Source organism: Paenibacillus etheri, from assembly GCF_001012825.1.
Lineage (GTDB): Bacteria > Bacillota > Bacilli > Paenibacillales > Paenibacillaceae > Paenibacillus_AQ > Paenibacillus_AQ etheri.
Genome location: NZ_LCZJ02000015.1, coordinates 69,855 through 87,287, shown reverse-complemented (window position 1 = coordinate 87,287; position 17,433 = coordinate 69,855). Strand labels below are relative to the sequence as shown.

Annotated in this window: 22 protein-coding genes; all 22 read right to left on the bottom strand. The window is 45.0% G+C overall.

Features of this window, described 5'->3' with window-relative positions:
• Nucleotides 1–59: 59 nt before the first annotated feature.
• The gene (locus UQ64_RS03465) at nucleotides 60–470 is read right to left on the bottom strand and encodes a hypothetical protein (protein ID WP_060622119.1); all 411 of its coding nucleotides are present in this window, start codon (nucleotides 468–470) and stop codon (nucleotides 60–62) included.
• Between the two features lie 69 nt (nucleotides 471–539).
• Nucleotides 540–1,880 (bottom strand): DUF4062 domain-containing protein, encoded by a 1,341-nt coding sequence (locus tag UQ64_RS03460; RefSeq protein WP_060622118.1) that lies wholly within the window; start codon nucleotides 1,878–1,880, stop codon nucleotides 540–542.
• Between the two features lie 128 nt (nucleotides 1,881–2,008).
• Nucleotides 2,009–2,452 carry a phage tail tube protein gene (locus tag UQ64_RS03455; RefSeq protein ID WP_060622117.1) on the bottom strand — a complete coding sequence of 148 codons (444 nt, stop codon included), beginning with the start codon at nucleotides 2,450–2,452 and terminating at the stop codon, nucleotides 2,009–2,011.
• Nucleotides 2,453–2,455: 3 nt separating this feature from the next.
• Entirely contained in the window at nucleotides 2,456–3,808 is a 1,353-nt protein-coding gene (locus tag UQ64_RS03450) for a phage tail sheath subtilisin-like domain-containing protein (protein WP_060622116.1), read from the bottom strand.
• Nucleotides 3,789–4,034: a hypothetical protein gene (locus UQ64_RS03445; RefSeq protein WP_060622115.1), complete on the bottom strand. Its 246-nt coding sequence runs from the start codon at nucleotides 4,032–4,034 to the stop codon at nucleotides 3,789–3,791. The genes UQ64_RS03450 and UQ64_RS03445 overlap by 20 nt, the downstream gene beginning before the upstream one ends.
• Nucleotides 4,035–4,151: 117 nt before the next feature.
• Nucleotides 4,152–4,628: a hypothetical protein gene (locus tag UQ64_RS03440; RefSeq protein WP_156417433.1), complete on the bottom strand. Its 477-nt coding sequence runs from the start codon at nucleotides 4,626–4,628 to the stop codon at nucleotides 4,152–4,154.
• Nucleotides 4,629–4,715: 87 nt separating this feature from the next.
• Nucleotides 4,716–5,192 (bottom strand): hypothetical protein, encoded by a 477-nt coding sequence (locus UQ64_RS03435; protein WP_060622113.1) that lies wholly within the window; start codon nucleotides 5,190–5,192, stop codon nucleotides 4,716–4,718.
• Complete coding sequence (locus UQ64_RS03430; RefSeq protein WP_245237845.1) at nucleotides 5,189–5,677, bottom strand: HK97 gp10 family phage protein; 489 nt, start codon at nucleotides 5,675–5,677, stop codon at nucleotides 5,189–5,191. Before UQ64_RS03430 ends, UQ64_RS03435 begins: the two co-directional genes overlap by 4 nt.
• A complete protein-coding gene (locus UQ64_RS03425) occupies nucleotides 5,670–5,996 on the bottom strand; it encodes a hypothetical protein (RefSeq protein ID WP_060622111.1) in 327 nt (108 codons plus the stop codon). The genes UQ64_RS03430 and UQ64_RS03425 overlap by 8 nt, the downstream gene beginning before the upstream one ends.
• Nucleotides 5,993–6,379 (bottom strand): hypothetical protein, encoded by a 387-nt coding sequence (locus tag UQ64_RS03420; RefSeq protein ID WP_060622110.1) that lies wholly within the window; start codon nucleotides 6,377–6,379, stop codon nucleotides 5,993–5,995. Before UQ64_RS03420 ends, UQ64_RS03425 begins: the two co-directional genes overlap by 4 nt.
• The gene (locus tag UQ64_RS03415; protein WP_060622109.1) at nucleotides 6,357–6,662 is read right to left on the bottom strand and encodes a Rho termination factor N-terminal domain-containing protein; all 306 of its coding nucleotides are present in this window, start codon (nucleotides 6,660–6,662) and stop codon (nucleotides 6,357–6,359) included. The genes UQ64_RS03420 and UQ64_RS03415 overlap by 23 nt, the downstream gene beginning before the upstream one ends.
• The gene (locus UQ64_RS03410; RefSeq protein WP_060622108.1) at nucleotides 6,662–7,609 is read right to left on the bottom strand and encodes a P2 family phage major capsid protein; all 948 of its coding nucleotides are present in this window, start codon (nucleotides 7,607–7,609) and stop codon (nucleotides 6,662–6,664) included. The genes UQ64_RS03415 and UQ64_RS03410 overlap by 1 nt, the downstream gene beginning before the upstream one ends.
• Nucleotides 7,610–7,630: 21 nt before the next feature.
• Nucleotides 7,631–8,866: an XkdF-like putative serine protease domain-containing protein gene (locus UQ64_RS03405; protein ID WP_060622107.1), complete on the bottom strand. Its 1,236-nt coding sequence runs from the start codon at nucleotides 8,864–8,866 to the stop codon at nucleotides 7,631–7,633.
• A 261-nt stretch (nucleotides 8,867–9,127) separates the two neighbouring features.
• Nucleotides 9,128–10,120 carry an aminoglycoside phosphotransferase family protein gene (locus tag UQ64_RS03400; RefSeq protein ID WP_167348452.1) on the bottom strand — a complete coding sequence of 331 codons (993 nt, stop codon included), beginning with the start codon at nucleotides 10,118–10,120 and terminating at the stop codon, nucleotides 9,128–9,130.
• Between the two features lie 155 nt (nucleotides 10,121–10,275).
• Nucleotides 10,276–10,767, bottom strand: a complete 492-nt coding sequence (locus tag UQ64_RS03395; protein WP_060622105.1) for an NUDIX hydrolase — start codon at nucleotides 10,765–10,767, stop codon at nucleotides 10,276–10,278.
• Nucleotides 10,768–10,968: 201 nt separating this feature from the next.
• Nucleotides 10,969–11,799 (bottom strand): phage minor head protein, encoded by an 831-nt coding sequence (locus UQ64_RS03390; protein ID WP_060622104.1) that lies wholly within the window; start codon nucleotides 11,797–11,799, stop codon nucleotides 10,969–10,971.
• On the bottom strand, nucleotides 11,792–13,270 hold the full coding sequence (locus UQ64_RS03385; RefSeq protein ID WP_060622103.1) for a phage portal protein: 1,479 nt from the start codon (nucleotides 13,268–13,270) through the stop codon (nucleotides 11,792–11,794). The genes UQ64_RS03390 and UQ64_RS03385 overlap by 8 nt, the downstream gene beginning before the upstream one ends.
• 3 nt (nucleotides 13,271–13,273) lie before the next feature.
• On the bottom strand, nucleotides 13,274–14,509 hold the full coding sequence (locus UQ64_RS03380) for a PBSX family phage terminase large subunit (RefSeq protein WP_425339566.1): 1,236 nt from the start codon (nucleotides 14,507–14,509) through the stop codon (nucleotides 13,274–13,276).
• Nucleotides 14,510–14,576: 67 nt separating this feature from the next.
• Complete coding sequence (locus UQ64_RS03375) at nucleotides 14,577–15,476, bottom strand: phage terminase small subunit-related protein (protein ID WP_060622101.1); 900 nt, start codon at nucleotides 15,474–15,476, stop codon at nucleotides 14,577–14,579.
• Nucleotides 15,477–15,540: 64 nt separating this feature from the next.
• On the bottom strand, nucleotides 15,541–16,545 hold the full coding sequence (locus UQ64_RS31945) for an HNH endonuclease (RefSeq protein WP_245237842.1): 1,005 nt from the start codon (nucleotides 16,543–16,545) through the stop codon (nucleotides 15,541–15,543).
• Between the two features lie 10 nt (nucleotides 16,546–16,555).
• Entirely contained in the window at nucleotides 16,556–16,885 is a 330-nt protein-coding gene (locus UQ64_RS03365) for a nucleotide pyrophosphohydrolase (RefSeq protein WP_060622100.1), read from the bottom strand.
• A 101-nt stretch (nucleotides 16,886–16,986) separates the two neighbouring features.
• Nucleotides 16,987–17,196, bottom strand: a complete 210-nt coding sequence (locus tag UQ64_RS03360) for a hypothetical protein (RefSeq protein WP_060622099.1) — start codon at nucleotides 17,194–17,196, stop codon at nucleotides 16,987–16,989.
• Nucleotides 17,197–17,433 lie beyond the last annotated feature (237 nt).

Genomic DNA, 17,433 nt, shown 5'->3' with positions numbered 1-17,433 from the left:
ATCCACATCATAAGGTAGGATTTCAGCCGGCAGCCGCTTCTGGTTAATCCAAAAGGATGCTACCCAGCTTGCTTCTCCGTCTTGCTTGATGAGTTTTTTGCTTCTTTCAGTAGCGCATCTTTCGTCTCTTGAAATTTGTTCACTGCCTTACTTAGCTCAGCGTAATCGGCAGGGTTGTCTAGGATACGCGGTGGTAGTTCATATTTACTGGTGCAATTGAAGGCGAGTAGTAAATCTTTATTGTTCCAGTCAAATTCATGTTCGGTTGCCTTAACGATCATGACGTCGATCTCGTTATAGGAATCTTTCGGATCACCATTTTCCTCATAGGCCAGTTCGTAAGAACGACGCACTTCGATGGTGGTCAAACGGCGAACAGACCATTTTTCTCCGTCTGCCGGCACAGTAATGGTATCGTCGTTACTGCCTGCTTTGCCCTTGGATAGATATTTTTCTAATTTGTCGCTCACGGGAAAACCTCCATATATCTTTTTAAAATCAAAAAGCCACCTTTAAAAGGTAGCCTTGAAAACTTTGTATTAATATACTTCTTTAAACTGCATAAAAGGATTAATTATATTATCCCTATCTAGGCTCATTAACAATGAAGCGAATATTTCAAGAGATTGTGAAGAACTCATGGCAAGTTCCAAATCATAGTTATTTGCTAGTAAATCATAATTTCCTTGGATAGCTCTATTAATTAACCTTATCTTCCAGCCTGTGCTGCTTCTCTTAAATTCATTATTTTCCTCCGAATATTCAGAAAGACCTACGAATAACCATTCTTCTATACGTGGATCAGCTTCAATAAAAATAACCTTCCCATCTATTTTCTCATGAACTTCATTGTAAGAGTTCACTGCCCTTGTAATCTCGCTTTTATCAAGAACAACTACTACTGAGTTTGTGGGTTCAATATAAGTCTCTAGAAACTCATTAATATTTTTAACTTGAGAAAACGAGCCTTGTATTGATACAATATTAATTTCACTGAGTAAATTTAACTGTCTGACAATAACATTTAGTATTGCTTTATCAGAATTACCTTCAACAATTAATGTTATGCGTTTTGTAGATTTATAATTTTCCAGATCATCTTGTTTTAAATAATAACGCTTGCCATTAATTTTTAAATATTTTCCTTTTTCATTTCTCTTCATCATCTTATCAGTCGGATTTGAATCTTCTTCCCCATTCCCTACGTTTTCAGCTTCTTCATAGTCTTCGATTTCAACTTCACTAATAGGAGGATTTTCAATTAATTCATTATTGGTAACTTCATTATCATTTACTGCAAATATTAAAGATTTTTCAACTTCTGTAATCCAAACTTCTAACTTCTTTTCAAAATCAACTATATTTTCAAAAGATGCAATCCAGTTATTTGTTTTCTTTTTTGTTATCCAATCGAGTAGATCAAAAACTTCATTTGCTTGAACATAAGCTGGCTCAAAATCTTTTATACCCTGATTTTTACGACGAGTATGTTTCTCGTCTAAAGTTCTTTGTCTAGCAAATGTCATAACTTGTTTATTTTGGTTGTAAGCCTCTATTAGTTCACACCATGTAATACTTAATCTGTCACTGGGAACTGTTATCTCCAGTTCCGCAGATCCTGCTTTAATTTTGAAAGGATCTATAGCAAAATTAAATTTCCCTTCATATATACCTCCATATCTTCTATCAATAATGCAAAGTACTATGTCGGCATGATTTATTGCTTTAATACAATGGTCATGTGAATGGAGTCCAGTATTAGCTGGAAAGGTCGGGCTTTCGTGATATATCACTTCATGACCACGTTTTTCAAGTCGATCAACAATTAAAGCACGAAAATCGCTTAAATCGTGACTAGTTGAACTTATAAATATTTTCAAGAGAATCCCTCATCACATAGAATGTTTATACCCTAAATACAATAACATCCTATGGATTTATTTTCCACGACAAAAAATTATATTAATCTTCTCTCTTATTTCTTCAGAAAAAGGACGGTTACCCGTCCCTATGCCATATAATCTGGAAACTGTTCAATGAAATCAAAATCATTCGCTGTACCGGAAAGCGTGATATCGATGCCATTGTTGTCATCAATCTTGGCAACCAGCAGATCCATTTCATCATGAATATGCACACCGCTGATCATCACACGTTCAACATTACCCGTCTGCATGTCCTCAAGAGAGCCGGTAATCCGGTCCAGGAACATCGTCTTACCCGCCTTAAAATCAGCCAGGAGCCTGTAACGAAGAGAGGACTCCAACTTCGACATAACCAGTTTCACCGTGATCTCATACCCGACAATCTGTTTCGTCTTAGACATCTTCCGCGCACGGATAATATCCAGTGTCTCCGGCTTCAGGATAACCTCCACTTCTTTAATGGTCTGAATCGAGTCGCCATTGTCATCCTGCACGGATAAATTACGGCCAATAAGTTCGCGTTCCATTTACTACGCCACCTCCCAATCAATATTAAAGATCTCAATAGCGTCCAAGGGTTTTGCAGACAGGGAGAAATAAGCATAATCCATATCACTTTTCTTCATTGGATGCTCAGTAAATGTAAATTCTGAGCCAATCGCCTTTTGTTCAACACGAGTCTTCAGATAACTAACGACTGCTGCGATAAACATACCCCGACCATCCTTGTCATTGTCCAACTTTGCCTTATTCGCTTTGCCGGCAGCGTAGATGTCATTCAAAATTTGGTCTATCGTCATGGAAACTCGAATCTTACCGAAGTCCTCCCTTTCCCCTGCCCCAAGTGTGGTCAATGTGTTCACTGCCGACTCAATAATATAGTCGTAACCGTCGCGGGTAGCCATCAGTGTGCCTTCGGCCAACCCTTTCAAAACTTCGCTATGACTCCAGTCCACTAGAGCTTCAGTCATTGGTACCTTAACACCCGTAAATGATTTATTCGCCGGTGTTCCAGCTGCAAGTCCAGCCACCCACGCTGCCCAGTGAAGAGAACCATAGGTCTTACCATTGGTGTGTTCACCAGCCAAAGAGCAATTGATGATAAACCGGGCATTGGCCGCGCGACTGCGCGTATTATGATCTTCAATGTCATCATCAGTTTCCAATGCCCCTGCAATGACCAGCTGTGCAAGTTTGCGAGCCTTGGTGCGGCGATCCAGCAACCATTGTTTCGCGGCTGCCTGTACAGCAGACTCTGAGGAAGGTAGATAAACGACATCAAACACTAGACCATCAATGCGATTAAAGATGCCGCTCCAATTGGCTGCCGTGATCGCTGCAGTACCAGTAACTCCGCCAGCCAACTTTGTGTAGGCAACATCAACCAACGCCGTTGCACCTGTGTCCTTAAAACGCACCATGTTGGACTTTTTCAGAGCATTGATAGCTTCAGTTTTATCAGCGATCAAGAACGTCTCAGTATCATAGATACCTAGCGTATCCCGAATGATAATCTCTTTCTTTGTTGCATCTACCAGACTCGCTCGAATTAGATACTCAAAATCATTTCCGCGAGTACCTGGATAACGTGCCTCAATTGTGTAGCTGCTGGCTACTGCAACCGAAGCAACTACCTCATTCCCATTAGTAACCCTATACCCCACTACCATCGCGCCATTCTCTCCAGCCAGTTCCAACTCATCTACAAGTAGACCAGATTCCTTGAAGCGCTCGGACTGATCCGCCATATCCACTGCTTTATTTGGCAATCCCCACTCCGCTTGATACGGTACCAAAACGCGGCCAGATACCGATAGGACACGAGACTTCGCAACCGCCTGAAGCTCCACATACGCGCCTGGTCTATTCCGTTGTATCGACATTCACTGTTTCCTCCTTTGTTTTCAGACCCAAGTAGGCGTCTACTTTTTGAATGACTTCCTGTTGTGACAACAGGAAGTCATCCAGACAATCAAAAAGAGCGCCGGCGATTTCAAAGCGTTCCCGCTTCAAAACCACTGCGCTCTCAATCCATTCCTGCTTTGTTCGCTTGTTCAGGGTATCTGGAACAACATTAGTAGGCTGGCGAATCTGTTTTTTTAAGTTCATGATTCAGTAACTCCTCCCTTTTCTGACCAAAAGAAAAACCGCCTCTCCTTGGGCGGTAATTTCTAAGTACTATCAACCTTCATAAGGTAATGAACAGAGAAAGGTACAAAAGAAATACTATTGAACCTGATTGACTAAATCTATTAGGTCGGATTCATTTAGTTTATAAGTACCTAACTGGTCAAGATTTCCGTTGATATAATACGAAAATCTAGCCAAAAAACCATTCTCACTTTCCCACCAAATGGATTGTGAGGTCTCGTCCTCATCGTAATAGGCTTGTTTTCCATTTTTAAGTTCAATAGGTTCCTTGCCTTGTTCAGATACTTTCTCTGGTTTTTCAATATCCTTGCTCAATATGAACCTTATTTCTTGAGTGGTCTGTTTGTTTTTATAATGAAAAATAAATTGTTGGAGTACTTCTGGATTATCAATAGCTATCTCTGTATAAACCTCATTTACTTCAAATGGAAATCTAAACGGTTCATTTAAATTATAAAGTATTGATTTACTTCTTTCTTCGGTTTGATTTCCGACACTACATCCAGTAATTAGAATTAACAATATTAGAAAAACCAAAGAAATTCTCCTCATTTTCTCACCCCATCTTTACATATTAACGAAAACAGAAGAATTTCGTTGCACATAATTTCCATTTTTCTAAAAAAGATAATCTTAAGTTCAACTTTGTTCAATAAAAAATTCGTTGATCTTATCAACTGGACTGCCATCGCCATTTACAAGCAGCTTTGGAACATGTAGGAGATATGAATACCGAAACGTAACTTCCATCCGATCATTCTGCGGCCGCGTGCGTGGAGCCTCGATCACCATTATGATTCCAAAGCGATGCGAAACCACACAGAATCGTCGCTGGCGGAGGTAAAGGAAGAAGGGAGATAAGTCTAGGGGAATTGGCTCTCCGTCTTCCTCTACCACACTATGGTCGATGTCGTAATGAAAGACTAACCCTACATCCTCTACGATTCGATCTGCCTGTGGAGTATGAGCCTTGTCAGAGACAAGATCCGTCTCAATGAACACACTCGGACGATCAAACTGCCCTGCCAGCCAAAGGGAACGATCTCGAAGAATCGGCAGCTCGGGGTATATCCGCTGCACGATTTCTGCCCAGGCTTTCAATCCCATATCCATCATGACAGCATCCTCCCCAGCTCTTTCTCCAGCCGCTTCATAATCAGTGCATTCATCCCGCCCTCCAATTGCTGAACAGCGATGTCAAAGTAATGCCTACCAATGAACGACCGTGGCTTAGCCATAAATCCGGTCTTCGCCCTGGGATCGTAGACAAATGTTCCATTCGTTGCCCAATAGCCTGGGACAAAGTGAGCCTTGTGGATGGTGTAACCATCATTAAGATGGCGTGCATAAGGAAGATTAGAACCGACTTCGATAGTAATAGAATTGCGGTCAACATCCCATTCCCAAATGTTATTGTCCTCTCCACGAGTAAAGGAGTTCCACATCAATCCAGTGTCAATCAGATCCTGTTTATCAATCTCATCGATGACCAGGTTCAAAAGTGTTTCGCCCACAGCCTCAGCAATGTTCTTAAGGATCTGACTAATCCCTTCGTCGCTCAGCTTTTTGAATTTCTTCGCTAAACCATCAAAGTCATGCATGTTCACTGCCCTTCACCTCACAAGTCACCAATAACTCACGCCAGTAACGGCGTGGGTTAGAGTCAATCACCAGATACCGGCGTCCGAATAGTAGTACTTCGTCACTTATTCGGACGTCCGATGTCTTCGGCACACCTATTGTCTTTTTGACAATGTATATGACAGGAGTGGAATCTGCTTTGGCATCAGTCTGCGTCTTAACAACGAAACATTTCAAATCTGCGATCTTTCCTGCTTTCCGATCGCTGAATAGGTTGTCCGCATCCTGCTGACGACCGACCCGGTACACTGCCAGCGGTGTATTCATGCGGTGATTCATAGCAAATAGGCCGTGATGTTCCCATCATCCGGCCCGGCCTGCTGCTTCTTGACCCACAGGAAGAGGATAGAGTCCACATCAGCATTGCCTGTAGTCTTCCCTTCAACTGCCTGTCGGGTATATGTCCAAGCGCCGTCACTTTCCGCTGAATAACCGCGGGCAACGGAAGCCAGGTATTCTTCGCTATCCTGCAGAGCCAGTGACTCCGCCAGTTTGACCCAAGCCAACATGAGCTGCTTGTCTGCCACCTCCGGAAAAGGAACAGGCAAATACAGCTCAATCCGGGTCTGTGCATCATCAATATACTGCTCAAGCTGTTCACCAGTCGCCTCCTGCACGGTGCTGACGCGGCTACGGCTCTTAAGGAGTGTTACTGTCAGCATCGGGCACACCGCCGCCTTCTAGTGCCTTTAGTTCATTGATAAGCTCGGGCTTCTTCATATCCGCAAAGCCTTCAATACCGGCTTTCTTCGCCTTATCCTTCAGTTGCGGTAGAGACAAATCTTCCAGTGGAATGATCTTTTCCGTTTTGACCTCAAAGTCAGGATGCTCATGCAGTTTTTCTAGCACAACTGAATCTTCCACCAATACCGGCTTAGCCGGCTCAAAACGAATACTATACAGCCGAAGTGAGGCGTTCTTGCCTCTGTAGGTCACGTATGGCATTAGAATTCCACCCCTTCCACGTAGGCCAGAGCTTGCGGCTCTTCGAAGATGGCATCAAAGTCGGAATGAATCGCATAGAAACGCTTATCAGTCCAGATTGCCTCCTTACCCTCAGTCGTCTTCCGGATCTGCATATCGTAGGTGTGAACCATGGCGAAGTTCGGCTGATACGTAAAGAGAATCGCACCTTCAGGCATACTCCAGACCTCTTCGACATCATAAGCATTGATCTTCTTCACACCGCCCATGATCTGCAGCTGAATGGATGCACTGGTGTCTTTCTCGGCCAGCATCTGAAGACGTTCGCTGAAAGTATTTGGATGCAAGAAAAATTTGAACACGCCGCCGGCTCTGTACCGGGTCGGGATCGCCCGCTCCACCTCAAACAAAACCCCAGTTTTCTCTTTAGCCGAAAGTGTTTTCCAATCTAAGTAATGACCAGTGGTACGCGCCTTTTTCAACCAACCATCATTTATGCTCAGAAACTCATAATCCGGATCAGTGTTCGGGGTTGCTTTATCACCATTAAAGCCGATGTCCTGCATATTCTCACCGTAGTTGTTTGCCATAGCCCGCATGATGATATCCTCTGCGTTTTGGCCACGTACCCGCTGAGTCTGGCGAATAAATTCCTCAGTAATATCAAATGGAACAATTACTGGCTCCACTGAATACGGAATCTGTGGAAAGGTCAGACCAGGCGTGTTGGAAGCCATAATATTCTCTTTTTTACTACGCATGTTACGGCCACGTACACCGACTTTGTCAATGGTCCCTTTGGAACTCTTTCGATTCTCATGGCGAATACCTTTTAGGAAGCCATTAGCTTCGTATGCCATATCCGTGAAGGCTTCGACTTCCTCATAATTTAGAGCGTTTTGGTCCATAGGTGTGACGATAGTTGATTTCTGGATGCTGGTTCGAGCAATATTTCCGTTTGTTCTCATGATTTGCATTCCTCCTTCGAATTACAGGAAGCGTCCGAAACTAACGGCGCCTTCTGATTTGCTGATTTCTTCTTCATCACCTTGCACGGAAGCACCACGGCTATTCTTTACCAGCTGCACGTCAGCTGCCAGCGTCTGCATCTGCTGACTCAGCGGTTCAAGAGCCTTGGCAATGGCGTCGGTTATCGCAGTCTCTTCTGCGGTCGCAGTCGAAGCTGCACCGCCTGCAGGTTGGTCACCTTCGACACCTTCCTCTTTCTTTAGCTCCGCAATCTCTGCCGTCAGGCCTTCTACCTGCTTGGCGATCGGGGCCATTGCGGTCGTAATGGCCTTGGCAATATCTTCAGCTTTCAAATCGTCATCCTCCTCGGGCTCTTGCTCTACAGGAGCCGTTTTATTTTTAAGTTCGGTCAATGCAGCGATCGCATCATCTACGTGCTTCAGGTTGCCAGCGGAAATTTTCTTACCAGCTTTCGTAATCTGTTCTGAAGGTGTGCCAATGGCTTTTACGATGTCTTCCTTGGTCAGCACATCCTGCGCAATATCTACAAAATCTTGAAGCGCCTCTCGAATGGTTTCAGCATCGGTTTCCATCCCGCTGTTATAACTGTCCCAATTAAAAAGAACCGAGTTGAGGGCATCCTGCGCCGCCCAAAATTCTCGGTTCTTCCGGTTCTTATGGTATTTATCAGCGACCGCGCCCTTTTCGATCAGGCCCAGCGCTTTAGCTATACGGCTCAAGATTCCCTTGGATACCTCCTCTTCCTCCTCGATCTCCTCACGCTTACCAACACCCCACATGGAAAATCCGGTGATTCCGCCTTTCTTAATGTCCTCCCAGGTGTCGTCGTCAGTAACTTTCACCGCTGCCACCCAGGAGCCCTTCACAATTTGCTGATCACCGAGCGTCATGTCGCAGGGAGCAATATAAGACTCAATGACAAATCCCTTGTCGACTTCGAGATCGTGCTGTTTATCGATGTTGTAGGTGTGCTGCTTCTCCATAAAGAGATGGGCTGCCTTCTCAATCTCTATTTCATCCATTTGATCGTCATGTGCGTCTACCACATCCGGCTGATAAACCACGCCTTTGACAATCCGCTTATCGTCGTCGATTTTGGCGATCTGGACTTGTTTCTGGATAGCACCGGCTTGATTGGCTTTTTGAGCCTTAATGATGGCAAACGGCACTCCGTTAGCTCCCTTGTCTACTAGAGAGATGTGCGTGATCTTAGCATCTTTCAGTTTATAGCTCATGTTCTGTTCTCACCTCCTTTCAATAAAAAAGAAGCTATTATTGATGACTCCTTGCAGATTTCGAATTATAATGGTGTCAAACTTCGTAAAACAAATAATAGACTGAGCCTAATAATAGAACGGCGGCAATCATGGACAAAAATTGCCCTAGACTACCGCCGGTTTTTAACTATCGTGTCCCGTTAGCTAAACGAAGGTTGGCGGAGAATACCCTAATGTTAGCAATTGATCGACGGCTCGGGCCTACTTTTTGGATAGACCTCAATCCAGGTATTTGGCGAAGCGCTCCGTTATTTGGATGCCTCTATGCCAATCCGGCCCTCCGTTTTCAATCGTCCAGCACGCCTCAAGCACGCCTCGTACCACACCCCACATCGCGATTCGGCGAGGGTCCAGGCCAAGGCGATCGGCCATAATCGCAATCCGGCCCCGTAGCACCTGCTCGCAATCACCACCTCGATCAACGTAGTTAAGCAGATACTGGATAGTATCAAAATGGATATCGCCGATGATGCCTTTGGGGTCAATGACAACCCATTGCTCTTCTCCTTGGCGGAGGATGTTTTCATGATGCAGGTCTCCATGCAGTAGTAGATTCTCTCTCGTGGTCGTAATGAGATACGCCAGACATTCTTCGGCATTTTCCACCCAGCTCTCAGGCAGTGGCGCTGCAGTGTTTACATCGTCGAATCGCTCGCGGTATCGCTCGATTGCCGCGAAGTGTTGCTTCATGGACGGGTACAGACTACCGGTTGGTGCAGGAAGGTGAAGGCGGCGAAATACTTCGCAAAAGATATCCGTCGCACTCGCATCATCCTCAATTGTCGACAACGGTGTGCCAGGGTCGGCACCCTCCAGCAGGGCCACGCCCCACTCCTCGTCTGCATCTAGCACATGAATCGCCCCCCGGCCCTCATAGGCACGAAGCACACTAACTTCCCTAGAAAGCTCGTCCTTCATGAAAGATGATTTTAGGACTGCTGGCTTCCCATCACTGCGCTTTGCGCGGAGTACGAAGTTATAGGATAAATTGGAAAATGGAGCTTCTGGACTAAAGTCGAAGCGGCTTGCACAGTCGGTAATCAACCCAGGCAGCACTTCCGCCCATGCTATGCCTTGCTTACCGTAGAGTTCGTGCATTCTTTCAATAAAAGTATCAGGGATCACAATCATGCCGCAATGGCTCCTTTCAGCGAAGTAGTCTGCTTCTACTCTTCTTCGACATGAGATGATGTAAAATCCTGTTTCGCCCAACTCCAGCATTCTTCTGATAAGTTGTAGGTTAATTTACGGTGAAACCGTATCATGAATGAATAAGAACTTTTTTTAAAGTAGTACGCTAAACTGCCCATTAGTTGAACAAAGGGCTACCTCTCGGTAGCCATCTCATTATTGACTATAGTTTCCCGTTAGGTTAATGAAGACCCTTTAAAAGCCAATAAATCTTTTGTGTTAATATGTTTAATATCAGAAATTTGCCCACTTGTAAGCATCTCATAAAGACCGTCAGGAACAAGTTTATACTGAAGGTTTTCTTCAAAATCATCTAAGCTCTTCCAAACAGCTATAAACTTTTTGTCCCCCTCAATCCCTTCAAATTCATTCTTGTTATAGTCATCCATTCGACTAAAGCTCGCTTCATAAATAAAATCATATTCATGCCCAATTTCTCCGTACCAAGGGAAGATGTGCTCGATAATTCCTATCAATTTTGGTTCAATAATATCAATATTAATTTCCTCTTTTACTTCGCGTATTACAGCTGATTTGCTATCTTCCCCATACTCAATCGTGCCACCAACTGGGCGAAATGTAATGATACCATCTTCTTCCGGGAATTGTTCAAGTAATATTGATTCTCTTCTTTTAATAATGCAAAGAGAACAAGCCCTATACCGCAAATTTTTCACTCCTCATAGTATTTGATGTTTCAAATATATTCCATATAAGTATTGCGTTATCCTGCCCGTTCGCTTAATGATCATCATCAGTTTATTACTCTATTTACTCAGTCTTCTATTCCTCATTCAAAATAATCCCCTCCACTTTTTTTGTAATTCATATTAACTAAAAGAAGAAGATTAGTTGGGAAATTACCTTTTTCATTCCATTACAGATTGCATCGTACACCGGCAGCGGATAATCTCCTCAGCATGTCCAGAAGGATCTCCCGGAAACATCAACTTACTCTTACCGACTTCAAAAGGCTTGTTCAGCGGCTGCACCTGGCCATTGGCTTTACGGTGTGTCTTACGGGTCCGATCGCCCTTGGAAGACCTCCACTTCTTACCAGTGACCACCTCAGATTGCTTCCAACCCTCCATCTTACCGCCGTTGGCCGCTGCCGTGCTCATTGTACGAGAAACGGTAATGGCCCTCTCCATGTTGAATGGACCAGCATCACCTTTAGCGGCCGCTGCGCTTATCTCTCGTACTAAAAGCGCTCGCTCAGAAGGGGTCTTTCCCTCCTTAATAGCTTTCTGAAAAGCCCGAGTCATGACATCCGCGCTGGTGCCGTTCATATCTGGCACCAGCTTCTTGAGGTTCTTCGCAAATCGGGAAGCCGCTTTGTTTTTGGTGGACCAGGTCTTGTTGGTGTTCAACACCGTCAACTCCGATTCACCAGCCAAATGGTACATTGGAGTGAAAGCATCATACACCGCTTGTTCAAACTGGACTGTAAAGAGATCCCCGCTTTGAACCGACAGCAGAACCTTCCCAAGCTCACCAATATCAATCAGCAACTCCTCACTAAGTTCCAGGATCGCATCATGCAGAGCCTTCCCTTGCAGCTCAAGGATTTCAACTATTCGGGTTTCACCATGCTTGTACAGCTCCTCTAGCACCGTCCGCTCCGCATGGGTGAGCTCCAGGCTATCCAGAAACTCTGTATCGTCCGCTTTGGCGATTCGCTCCCAGCATTCCTTACACATGACCGACTACCTCGTCATGACTCTGCCGCAACAGACGCTTGGCAATGGTGGATACCTGCTCTTGCAGATTGTCTACATCAGAGTTAGGCTCTGGCACAGTTAATGCAGGCTGACTATTAATCAGTTGAGCAATCGGTGTATCCAAATATTCATCAGTGTATTTTGACTCATCGACCGTTGTATCAAGTACCTCTTCAGCGATCGGGATTAAATCTCTGATCAACATAATGCCTCGGTCTGCGATAAAGTCCAGCAGCGCCTTGCGGTCTTCTGGATCAATAATGCGCGGTCCACGCAAAGTCGCCCGTACACGGAAAATGCCCATAGCCGGGAATAAGCGTTTATTAAAGATCTCGTCCATGATCCACTTGCGGTAAGGCTCAAAGACCTGCTCCTCTGCAAACCGCAGCGCGGCCTGCGCTGTTGCACGGTTATAATCGGAACTCTGACCTACCAAAATTGGCGGAAGCCGGAACGCGGAGAGGATATCGGCTTTCTTGTCCTTCCCGTATTCCAGGAACAAGGCATCCTGTTGCAGTAGATCATTCAGCTTGTCCAGCTTGATGGTCACCTTCTCGACCTTCTCATCCAGCGGCCCGCCGGTCTCTTCTCCGATTGCTTCCAGGTACAAGATGCCACCCTGGGATTGCGAACCTTTTACATTCCGTAGCAACTCCATTGATTGCTTCGTCAGTCGGCCATTGGTCACAGTCAGCAGCATGGAGAGCATACGTCCATTGGAAAAATAGGAAACGTTCAGCTCCTCTGCCTCCCGGCTGCCGACCACCCCCGGAGCATTTCCGAACCAGCGCGGCTCCCCATAGGGGCCGTCATTCCCCAGCTTCAGGGAGATGATCTGATTGCCCTGGCCCTCTGTTCCGAACGGCCTGAACCACACCACCGACTGCCCGCGCTTCATCGCATATCTCCGAGCGTAGATGTCCTGTGAGAACTCCTCAACCTTCTTCAATGACCGAATCAGCCGCTTACGCTTGATCGTCACCTTATCCGTCTCCCGGGTACAACGAACGAATTTCGGATTGATTCGGTAGAGTGTCGGGAACTCACTGCCGGCAGGCCAGGCGACCTCCACATTTGCATTCCCGCTGCTCTCGATGTCCTCAATCAAGGAGCCGATAATCTCATCCGGCGTATCCTCCAGGTTACAGGTCTCCAAGAACTTATCAGCCTTGTTCCACTCCTCCTGCGCGGTCTGATCACTCTCACCAGGGAGGTACTCCAAAGCAATACCATATCCAGCAATGTTTCGCTTGTACGCCTCGATGCACTGTGGGATGATGTTGCTGTTTTTCACCAGTAGTTTGCAGGAAGCAGGGTCATTACCTGGCGGAAACGGCAGCAGCCCGTGCTGATCGTATAGGTTTTCAAAACTATCCGGTAGCTGTGCGCTCGAGGGAATATGCCTTTCCTCTGCTTTTGATATTTGGAACCACTGTGCCTCGCCACTCATGCCTTACACCCACCCCACATCATTATCAGATCGCTCCTCTCTCTCTTTTTTACGCTGCTTCACACGCTGTAGCAGATAATCCGTATGGATACCGTACCTACGCGCGTCACAGGTATGGTCATTTTGCTTAATGGGCTTGTCCTCGCCGCGTTCAGCAGCTTTTTCATCCCAAACGTAAGACACCAACTCCTGAAGGGAATTGGTGTTATCAGCACAGATATAAAGTTCATTATTCTGAAATCGGTTGGATACCGTCTGAATACCATCTAGTACAGTATTCACAGCAGCACGGATATTGTTGATCCCCCGCTTCTTCAGTTCAATAATAAAAGCCTTTGCTGACGGGTCGATGAAGATTGAATACTCATCGCCATCAAGAAAGGCTTCCAGGTCATCCGCATATTCACCATTCGTTTTCTCTCCCTTATGGCGGATATTGTGATAATACTCATCCAGCTCATAATAGACGTTCCCTCGGACTCCGTATTTCAGAAATGCCGTCGGGTTGTTGGCCCCGTAGTCAATACAAATGAACTTGCGATCAAACTTGGCCGGGAACCAGTCTCTGGGTTTCTTATGAACTGCATCATTAAACTTAGAGAAAATCACTCCCTCTGCCATTACCCAAAGCCCCAGGATGTACCTCTGATAGAATATCCCACTGTACATCCGTCGGTACCGCTCCCGCACACGCTCGGAGAGAGACAAGTTGTCCTCCATTGTGAAGTGCAGATGCAGAGCGTGCTTCTTCTGCAGCTGGTCCAACCACTCCTTTTTGAACCAGTGATACGGGCCTGCCGGGTTGCAGTTGAACCAGAGCTTGGCACCATCTACGGAACAACGAGCAGTCGCTTGGTCAACGAAGGACTTCGGCATCAAGGCAACCTCATCGAAAAACATACCGGCCAACGTTATCCCGGCAATCAGATCCTGAGAACTTTCATCTCGTCCACCAAATAAAAAGAACCGGTTGCTTATTAAGCCCCGGGTCACAGTCAAAACATTTTCAGATCGATTGTCATGAACATGATACCCACGGCTGGCCAACATGCGTTTCAGTGGACCGACCACGTTACGTCGTAGCGCACCAATGGTCTTTCCTGACATGCCGAACTGTTCTCCTCGGAAGGTGTCCATTGCCCAGGCTATATAGGAGAATGACATGCAGACCGTCTTGCCGGCCCGGACGGAACCATCACAGATGATTGCATCTTTATCGTGGTGCGGGCTCTCTGGCATCCACCAAGTCAGAACTTTAAGTTGCTTGTTGGAGAATGGAGCCCATTTGAATGCCGGCGGCTTGAGTTTAAGCTTCGCCATAGTTCCACACCTCCGCCGCCCTACCTTTCAGCGCATCCATAAAGCCATCGTCTTCGAAGTCTTCCTTACCCCCGCCACGAAGCATCTGTAACTCATACTCCATGGTTTCGATGCGAATACGCTTCTCGTCATCAGTTAGGCGGTTCTTGAGCTCGATAGCTCTGATCTTCTTATCTTGTATGCGAGTCAGAGCCTCTTCCAACTTCACGATGTCGTCCAGTTTGCGGAAGCCCTTCTCCTCAATCTTAGACTCCATCATTTCATTACGGCTATGCGGGATTTTCTTCGTAATGCCGGTCTTCTCATCATGGATCTCCGCGACTTCCTTGATGGCCTTCATTTCGTAGAGCACGCTGCGTTCGGTCTCGGATAACCCATCCATCAGGGATTTGATCCGGTGCATCATGCGGCGCTCACGGATCGCTAGGAGGTAAAGAGACTCATTCGCTTGATTGATAGGGTCGGTGTCCACCTGATCGATTAGCTGTTGCTCGATTTCAGTCAGGGTGTCCATCCAGATCGTTTCATGCTCACCAGTAGTGACGGCCTTCTTGTTTCCGACAGGTCCCCCAGATCCGCCGCTATTTCCCTTGGCATTTTTATTGCCTGGGGGAGCACCGCCGCAATTACCGACTGCGTTTTTGTTCCCTTTGGGAGCGCCGCGATGTGGAGCGTTCCCTTTCATTTCAATTGGAACGCTCCCTTTAGATACAGGTGGAACGTTCCCTTTGAGTTCCTTTTCCCAATGATCAATTGACTTCCATTTACGCACCTTATTTTCGCCAACAAAAAGAGCAGCGGCAATGTCCTTGAGCTTCATTGTCCCGCTGCTCTCCAGCCACATCTGTCTTGCCTTGTCCCTCTCGGGACTTCGTGCTCTGACCATCTACATATCACCACCTCACCTCCAACAAAAAAGCAGCTCATTTAAGAGCTGCTCACAATAGGAATTATTTCATACCATAAAAGTTATTTAAATTTACTAAAGAAAACTCAATACCAAGATTGTGCAGTTGATCTTTACGTTTTTCATAGAATTCTTTTAGCAGCAACTTTTTCTCTTTCGGACGAGAATGATGGATCATACGATGACAATTAGGACATAAAGCAAGAATATTACTTTCAGTATCAAGAGATACATTCTCAAAATCATTTTGAAATTTCATTGGTATTAAATGATGAGCTTCAACATAATTTTCCTTGCTCACACTTGAAATGAAGGTACTATGATTAATGTCGAATTCACACTGAAATAGAGCTTTTTTAATTGCTCTCTGAGCTACTTTAGGATCTCTATCCCATACTTTGACTCCATTTAAAATTCTTTGTTTCTTCTTCTTTTTTGGAACTTCTGGTTTATCTTCAACTTTTCTGAAGTCAGTTTCTAATGAGTTCTGATAGTCCCCATCTTCCAAGTCTTCATCGGACATTAAAAAGTTATTATTCAAATCATTAACTAATGCATCAACGTTCGGGTATTTCTTCATACGAATTTGAAATTTTGTTTCTTCAATATTACTGAAACCTTGTGGTATAAAGTTCGTCTTATATCCAAAGAACGATGAGAACATTTCTTTTGAAAAATTAACTGACTTCACTTCTTTAAGAAAGTAAATATACTCCCATGTTCTATCTTCATTATCAGTTCCCCAGATATACTCAGCAACTTCCCTGTTGATTGTTTTGACTACTACCTTCGCGTAGGACCTAAAACCCTCTTTGACATAAACCAAAACCCCGTCCCCGACCTTAAGATTGCTCCAACGTTTTTTATTTGAAGGACCTGGTACAGCTCCCCACATATGAACATGTTGATCTAAGCCTTGAGTCATCAGCTCATTTTGTACTGCAGGGTCTATTTTCTCAAGAAGAGGGGCAATTAGATATGGTTTAGCAACTGTATCTTCGTAATGCTTTCTAGCATTTTTATCACAGGCAGTGAAATAATAAAGCATTGAAATCTCCCTATAGTTCAGTGTATTTTTTATTAGATCCGAATGCTTTATGAACAGGATACTTATCAGCATTCTTCTTTAATTTATTAAGCAATACCTGCCTTGGATCAATTCCAAGATCGTGACACATTAGCAAGGCGTAGTACATTACGTCTGCCAACTCATCTTGAATCTCGTCTCTTTTCTGATCTACGGCCTCTTCACTACTTTTCCATTGAAACAGTTCAAGAAGTTCGCTTGCCTCTAAATTCAATGAAATAGCAAGGTCTTTAGGATTATGGAACTGACTCCAATTCCTTTCGTCTCTAAACGCGACGATTTTATCGATTAACTCATCCAATGTTATTCACCTCGTCTCATGTTTCGACAAAAAGGAAAGCATTACCTTTAAATTTTACAAACAATAATATCAAAGTATACCTCTAAAGCAATTACCATAAATCACAGTTCTTCTCGCTGTAGTTCAATATCTATCTCAATCAGCTTCTTCAGATCGTCCACAGTCTTGATCTCAATCCGCCCGTCCTGGAAGTCCTTGACCCACTTTGCAATGCCAGCCTTAACGATCTTACGGTACTGAGCCTTGCTTTCTAGGATACCAGCCATAACTTCAAGCTCATGCTGCAATAAAATTTCATCTCGTGTTCCCATTTACGTACCCCTCGACTTTCCGTTATGATGGAATGCGAGACAGCGGATGTCCGAAAATGCCACGCGTGGCGCGCCGCTGTCTCAGCCGGGGGATACCCTGGGTGATGGGGAGGACGTTCAAGCGTCCTCCTTTTAATTTGGGCAAAAGAAAAACCGCCTATAATTAGACGGAGAGTTTTGTGTGATCGTTTTTCATTAGTTGATAAGTCAAGCAAATATTATTCTGTTTTGTAAAAC